This is a genomic window from Paracoccus bogoriensis (genome assembly GCF_019431455.1).
Taxonomy (GTDB): domain Bacteria; phylum Pseudomonadota; class Alphaproteobacteria; order Rhodobacterales; family Rhodobacteraceae; genus Paracoccus; species Paracoccus bogoriensis.
Genome location: NZ_JAHYSR010000019.1, coordinates 58058 through 64681, shown reverse-complemented (window position 1 = coordinate 64681; position 6624 = coordinate 58058). Strand labels below are relative to the sequence as shown.

Here is a 6624-nt window from a genome sequence, read left to right as displayed (position 1 = left end):
AATCCCGTTCCACCACCAATTGGCCGATCTTGGCATGCAGCTTTTCGATCGCGCCTTCCTTCTCGGCCGCCTTCGCCTCGGCCTTGCCCGAGAAAATCGCGGCCATGCCCTCAAGCGCCTGACGCTTCCGGGAATGGATCACCGTCTGATGCACGCCGTGCTTCGCCGCCAGCTCGGCGATCGTCGCCTCGCCACGAATGGCTTCAAGCGCCACCTTCGCCTTGAAGGCTGCGCTGTCGTTCTCCCGTTTGCCGGCCACGCTGTTCGTCCTCGTCTTCCTTGGCGGCAAGCTTGGCAAACTGTCCAGTTTATGGGGACCACCTCAGCACGCCGTCACCGATGCGAAGGGGCGGCCGATCCGCTTCTTCATGACCGCGGGCCGCTGCCCGGCATCATGTTCGGCTTGCTGGCACCAGACACGCAGACTGTCGGGGGAGCAGCCAAGCTTCGGCGCGATCGCCTTGTAGGCGGCCGTGTCGCTCGCGTATTCGGCGCGGTTCTCTCGAAAAAGCCGAACACCGCGTTCGCGAAGCTCGGCCGGATAGGCGGGGGGTGAATCTCTGCCTGCTCATAGGGCTCATCCCTTGAGTGTCTTACTCTCCGGTAAACCAGGGGCAGTTCATGTTCGGCAAAAGCGGCTCAATGATCGAGCACTCGAAATCAGTCAGATCAAAGCAACGCTGTGTCGTGGGCTCTCATCTCCGCAAAGAGTGAATCATCAGACCCCAAGCGCCGCCAGGTATTCATGAGTGCGTGACTTGGAACCAGAACCACGCCCACGCGACAAAATGCCTTCGCCCGATTGCGCAAATAATCCAGGAACTTGCCTTAGTCCAAATATCCTGGGGGCCGGGGGACTGGCCCCCGGCTTCGCTGTCAGTTGCGCCCGTCGAAGCGGACGAAATCCAGCACGCTGCCTTCGCCTGGCCTGATTTGTGACCAATCCTCGATCTGGAAATCCAGGACCAGCGTTGCCGCCGTCGGATAGCGCCTGAAATCCGGGTCCAGCGGCGGCCGAGATGGCAGCATCGCGGCAAGCTCCGAAATTCCCGGATTATGCCCCAGCATCATCACCGTCTGGTGAGTCGCGCTGCGCAGCACGGTCATCATCCGCTCGGCATTGGCGTGATAGAGCGCGGGCTCAAGCCTCAGGATGGGGCGCGTGCCAAGCGCGGTTCGCACCACGCCTTCCCAGGTCTCGCGCGTGCGGGCAGCGGTCGAGCACAGAACCTCCTCAGGCTCGTAGCCCCTGCTGGCCAGCCAATCCCCCAGCGCGCGTGCCGATCGTCGGCCGCGGGCGTTCAGGGGGCGGTCATGGTCCTCCAGTGTGGGATCGTCCCAGGCCGATTTGGCATGTCGGGTCAGGATCAACCTGCGGTATCCAAGCGGAGTCATCTGGGCGCTGCCCCCTTCCCATGAGGTTCAACGCTACCGTGCCACAGGCTTCGACAGGGCTGCAAGCCCGCCCATGGGCCTTACAGGCCGGTATCGCCCTGGCGCAATCCCCGCGGCTTCACGCGCGGCTCGGTCGAGCGGATCAGCGACCCCGCGCCATGTTCGGTGAACAATTCCAGCAGGCAGGCATTCGGAACCCGCCCGTCCAGGATCACGACCGCCCGGACGCCATCCTCCAGCGCCTTCAGCGCAGTTTCGGTCTTGGGGATCATGCCGCCGGCGATCTGGCCATCCTGAATCATGGCGCGCACCTGATCGGGGTGAAGCTGCGTCACAACCTCGCCCGAGGCATCCTTGACGCCCGCTACATCCGTCAGCAGCAGCAGCCGGTCGGCCTTGAGCGCCCCGGCAATCGCCCCGGCCGCCGTGTCGCCGTTGACGTTGAAGGTCTCGTTATCCTCCATCCCCGTCGCGACGGGCGCGATGACGGGGATCATGCCGGCGCTGTAGAGGTCGCGGATGATCTGGACGTTCATCTCGACCGGGCGGCCGACGAAGCCCAGTTCGGGATCGTCCGCCTCGCAGACCATCATGTCGTCATCCTTGCCGGAAATCCCGACCGCGCGCCCGCCCGCGTCGTTGATCGCCTGCACGATGCGCTTGTTGACCAGGCCCGACAGAACCATTTCGACCACCTCAACGGTCTCCTTGGTGGTGACGCGCTTGCCTCGGACGAAGCGGCTTTCGATGCCCAACCGGGCCAGAAGATCGTTGATCATCGGGCCCCCGCCATGGCAGACGACCGGGTTCAGTCCGACCTGCTTCATCAGCACGATGTCGCGGGCGAATTCGGCCATCGCCTCGTCATCACCCATCGCGTTGCCGCCGAACTTGACCACGACCACCGCGCCGGAATAGCGCTGCAGGTAGGGCAGGGCTTCGGACAGGGTGCGGGCGGTGGCGATCCAGTCACGGTTCATGTTCTGTCTTCTCATCCTCGAGGCCCCAAGCTGACGGGCGGACACTTAGGACGCGCGGGCGGATCAGTCCAGCCCGGCGATGATCGCGCGCAGGGTGGCGATGCCGTAGCCCTTTTCCGAAGAGGTCGCGACGATCTCGGGAAAGGCGGCGGGGTGTTTCTGCAACGCATCCTCGACCTGGGCGAGAACGGGTTTCAGGGCGTTCGGGCCGAGCTTGTCAGTCTTGGTCATCACGACCTGAAAGGGCACGGCGGACTTGTCCAGCAGCGTCATGATCTCGTGATCGACATCCTTCACACCGTGGCGCGAATCGATCAGGCAGAAGGCGCGGCGCAGCGTCGGCCGACCCGCCAGATAGGTCTTCAGCAACGCCTGCCATCTGGCGACGACGGCGACCGGCGCCTTGGCGAAACCGTAGCCGGGAAGGTCAACCAGATAGGATCTTTCGCCCAGGGTGAAATAGTTGATTTCTTGCGTGCGGCCCGGCGTGTTCGAGGCACGCGCCAGCCCTTTGCGGCCCGTCAAAGCGTTGATCAGGCTTGACTTTCCGACATTGCTGCGCCCGGCGAAACAGATTTCCGGCCGGTCAGCCGGGGGCAGGCCTTCCATCGCGACTACGCCCTTGAGAAAATCAACGGGACCGGCGAACAGCAGGCGTGCCGCTTCGGCAGTCTCCGCATCGGGTTCGGTGGCAAGGGGGAAGGCGACCTTCATCGTGTGATCTCGTCTCCGATACGGATATCGCCTCCGGTCACGACCTCGGCAAAGACGCCGAAATCCGTATGTCCATACAGGCGGTCCAGGGTTTCGTCCATGTCGCTGTCGCACTGGCGGGTTGTGATGGCGGCCGAGGTCGCGTCTTGGCGCCCGTCTCGGTCAGCGCCGCCCATTCACACGCGCCGGGCAGGCGTGGGGCTGGCGCCAGCGTTACGGCGTCCGGCCCTTCTCCGCCGACCGATTCGATCGGATGGCGGCGGATCGGGGCCAACCGCGCGGTCACTTGCCCTTGCCCTCGCGGGTCTTGGCCCGTGACGGCAGCGAGGCGCGGATATTGCCGAAGAAGTCCGGCCGGTGCCCGTGCATCGACATGATCGTGTATTGCTGGACGATCGTGATGATGTTGTTCGTCACCCAGTAGAGCACGAGGCCCGAGGCAAAGCCGCCCAGCATGAACATGAACACCCAGGGCATCCAGGCAAAGATCGTCTTTTGCACCGGATCGGTCGGGGCAGGGTTCAGCTTCTGCTGCATCCACATGCTGACGCCAAGCGCGATGGCCAGTGCGGGCAGGGTCAGCGAATGCAGCAGCGTGCCTTGCGCCGGAACGCCGAAAGGCAGCAGGCCGTAGAGGTTCAGCAGGCTCGACGGATCGGGCGCCGAAAGGTCCTGGATCCAGCCGAACCACGGTGCGTGGCGCAGTTCGATCGTGACGAAGATCACCTTGTAGAGCGAGAAGAAGATCGGGATCTGCAAGAGGATCGGCAAACAGCCCGCGGCGGGGTTTACCTTCTCGCGCTTGTAAAGTTCCATCACCTCTTTCTGGAACTTCATGCGGTCGTCGCCGGCGCGGGCCTTGATCTCCTCCATCTGGGGCTGGAGTTCCTTCATCTTGGCCATCGAGATGTAGGACTTGCGCGCCAGCGGGAAGACCAGTGTTTTCAGCACGAAGGTCAGCGCGATGATCGCCCAGCCCATGTTGCCGATGAGCCCGTGCAGCCAGTGCAGCAGCTGGAAGATCGGTTTGGTCAGGAAATAGAACCAACCCCAGTCGATCGAGTCGACAAAGCGCTGGATGCCCGGGTCGCGTTCGTAGCTGCGGATGACTTCCCAGACCTTGGCGCCGGCGAACAGGTAGCTTTCGGCGGTCAGCTGCGTGCCCGGCGCGACCGTCTGCATCGGAAAGCGCGCCTCGGTCTGGTAGATGTCGGCCCCCTCGGCATATTTCACGACGGCGGTGAAGGCCTGACCGGGCGCGGGGGCCAGCGTGGTCATCCAGTATTTGTCGGTGAAGCCGATCCAGCCATTGCCGCCGACCTCGAAGATCGCGGCCCGGCCCTCGCGGGCGATCGGGTCCAGACCGGCGATGTCACGGTATTTCTTCTCGACGAGGCTGCCGTCGATCATGCCGACGACGCCCTCGTGGAGGATGAAGAAGTTCTGCGTGTCGGGGCGGCCGTGGCGGGCAATGATGCCGTAAGGGGCGGCCGAGAAGGCGGCGCTGCCGCTGTTCTCGAGGCTCTGGCTGACGGTGAACAGGTAGTTCTCGTCCAGCGCGAAGGTGCGGCGGAAGGTCTGGCCCGCGCCGTTGTCCCAGGCCAGCGTGACGGGCTTGCCAGGCGCCAGCGTGTCGCCGGATTCCACCGTCCAGATGGTCGCCGGGCCGGGCACCAGATCCGGCGACACGCCCGGCCCTGGGGTCCAGCCATAGACTGCGTAATAGGGCTTGGTCAGGTTGACGTTGACGCGCTCATCCGCCGTCGCCGACGATGGCGACAACAGGCGCACATTGGGCGAGCCTTCGTCCAGCGTCTCCCTGTAGCGGGTCAGCATCAGGTCGTCGATCCGGCCGCCCAGCAGCGAGATCGAACCTTCCAATGCCCCGGAACGGATCGCGACGCGGCCGAGCGGCTCCGACGGCTCGTCCGCGGCGGCCAGATCCGCCGGGGCGGCTTCGCCCACCGGCACCGCTGGCGCCAGCGGCTGGTCGCCGATGCCTTGCTGCGCCAGAGGCTGACCCGAGGGCTGGTCCGAGACGGGTTCGGGCGCAAAGACCGTGTACCAGACAAGGATCACCAGGAACGACAGGACCGTCGCCAGGATCAGATTTCTGTTGTTGTCTTCCATGCCGTCACCACTGTCATCGCGTCAGTCGCGCCGGTTCAACAGAAGCGCCCCCCAAAGGTCAAGCAGATTTGCCGCGACGCGCAGTCACGCAAGGCCCTCAGTCGCGGCCCGAGGCGTATTTCAGCCCAGCAGCCGACCGATTGTCCGCCCGCTCTCGGCATGGCGCGCCAGATAGGAGGCCACGTCTTCCAGCGGCATGGGCCGGGCGATGGCATGGCCCTGCACCTCGTCGCACCCCATCTGGGCAAGGAAGGAGTATTCTTCGCGCGTTTCGACTCCTTCGGCAAGGGCGGCAATGCCCAGGCGTTCGGCCAAGGCCAGGATCGCCAGAATCATGCGCTGCTGGCCGGGGTCGATGTCGCAACCGGTCACAAAACTGCGGTCGATCTTGATACGCTGCACGCCGAATTGTCGAATAGCGTCGAGGCTTGCATAGCCGGTGCCGAAATCGTCCAGGTCGATATTGCAGCCCGCCCGGGCCAAGGCCAGCAGGTTGCGTCTTGCCTCTGCATTGCTGGTGATCGGGCCGACGGTCTCAAGCACCTCGATCGTCAGGCGCTCGGGGCGCAGGTCGTGGCGGTCGAGCTCCCACAGGATGCCGGCGGCGAAATCCGGGTTGGCCAGTTCACAATTCGAGATGTTCAGCGCAACACGAGGCACATCCCAGCCTGCCCGGTCCCATGTCTTCAGTGCGCGCAGCCCCTGATCGAGGATGGCGAGGGTCAGCGCTCCGTGATCCTCGGCCGACATGCGCCCAAAAAACGCGCCAGGAAGCAGCAGGCCGCGTTGGGGGTGGTTCCAGCGGGCCAGCAGCTCGAACCCGCGGACCGCGCCGGTGTTGCAGCAGACCTGCGGCTGGAAATAGGCTTGGATTTCGCCGGCGGCAGCGGCCTCGGCCACGCTGGCGCCCTGACCGCCCCTTGTCAGCGCCGGATCGTAAGGGAACAGGGTCACGCGGCCGAGCGCATCGTCGGCAAGCCCCTCGAAGCGTTGACGCGCGTTTTCTGTCATATCGGCCAGATCGGGCAGGGAGGCGCCTTCGGCATGGACCAGGACGCCGGTCAGCACCGGCAGGATGTCGCGCCCCGCGACTGCGATGGGCGTCTGTGCCTGCTCCAGCAGCCGCCGTCCGACGCCGATCGCATCCAGCTCGTCGCGCTCGTTCAAGGTCACGGCAAAGAGGCCAGGCGCGATGATCTCGACGGGGTCGTCGGGGCGGATCGCCCGGCTCAGCGTCATCGAGAGGCGCACGACCAGGTGTCCCATCGCAGCCTTGCCCAGATATTCGCCCAGCGTCTCGGCATTCTCCAGCCGCAGAAGCAGCAGGCTACGACTGCGCTGGACCGGGGCGGCAGAGGCGGAGCGAACCAGCATAAGCCGCAATGGCGACAGGAAACGAGGGAGT

General features: G+C 64.7%; 7 protein-coding genes. All 7 read right to left on the bottom strand.

The annotated features are described in order from the left end of the window. Nucleotides 1-259 (bottom strand): transposase (locus KY389_RS10610; protein WP_343222941.1); only part of this gene is annotated, 259 nt, incomplete at its 3' end. A gap of 617 nt (nucleotides 260-876) precedes the next feature. After that, nucleotides 877-1395 (bottom strand): SixA phosphatase family protein, encoded by a 519-nt coding sequence (locus tag KY389_RS10605; RefSeq protein WP_219830908.1) that lies wholly within the window; start codon nucleotides 1393-1395, stop codon nucleotides 877-879. A gap of 80 nt (nucleotides 1396-1475) precedes the next feature. Then, complete coding sequence (gene argB / locus KY389_RS10600) at nucleotides 1476-2375, bottom strand: acetylglutamate kinase (RefSeq protein ID WP_219830907.1); 900 nt, start codon at nucleotides 2373-2375, stop codon at nucleotides 1476-1478. Nucleotides 2376-2438: 63 nt separating this feature from the next. Continuing rightward, nucleotides 2439-3089, bottom strand: coding sequence for a ribosome biogenesis GTP-binding protein YihA/YsxC (yihA, locus tag KY389_RS10595; RefSeq protein WP_219830905.1), 651 nt, complete (start codon nucleotides 3087-3089; stop codon nucleotides 2439-2441). Beyond that, nucleotides 3086-3265, bottom strand: a complete 180-nt coding sequence (locus KY389_RS10590) for a hypothetical protein (RefSeq protein WP_219830904.1) — start codon at nucleotides 3263-3265, stop codon at nucleotides 3086-3088. Before KY389_RS10590 ends, yihA begins: the two co-directional genes overlap by 4 nt. 106 nt (nucleotides 3266-3371) lie before the next feature. After that, on the bottom strand, nucleotides 3372-5219 hold the full coding sequence (yidC, locus tag KY389_RS10585) for a membrane protein insertase YidC (protein WP_219830903.1): 1848 nt from the start codon (nucleotides 5217-5219) through the stop codon (nucleotides 3372-3374). Nucleotides 5220-5339: 120 nt separating this feature from the next. Next, complete coding sequence (locus KY389_RS10580) at nucleotides 5340-6593, bottom strand: EAL domain-containing protein (protein ID WP_219830902.1); 1254 nt, start codon at nucleotides 6591-6593, stop codon at nucleotides 5340-5342. Nucleotides 6594-6624: the final 31 nt, after the last annotated feature.

What these genes read in the sequence shown, in the direction of transcription:
- yihA (WP_219830905.1), bottom strand. Translation starts at nt 3,089, where the DNA reads ATGAAGGTCGCCTTCCCCCTTGCCACCGAACCCGATGCGGAGACTGCC.
- KY389_RS10605 (WP_219830908.1), bottom strand. Translation starts at nt 1,395, where the DNA reads ATGACTCCGCTTGGATACCGCAGGTTGATCCTGACCCGACATGCCAAA.
- KY389_RS10590 (WP_219830904.1), bottom strand. Translation starts at nt 3,265, where the DNA reads ATGGGCGGCGCTGACCGAGACGGGCGCCAAGACGCGACCTCGGCCGCC.
- KY389_RS10580 (WP_219830902.1), bottom strand. Translation starts at nt 6,593, where the DNA reads ATGCTGGTTCGCTCCGCCTCTGCCGCCCCGGTCCAGCGCAGTCGTAGC.
- yidC (WP_219830903.1), bottom strand. Translation starts at nt 5,219, where the DNA reads ATGGAAGACAACAACAGAAATCTGATCCTGGCGACGGTCCTGTCGTTC.
- argB (WP_219830907.1), bottom strand. Translation starts at nt 2,375, where the DNA reads ATGAACCGTGACTGGATCGCCACCGCCCGCACCCTGTCCGAAGCCCTG.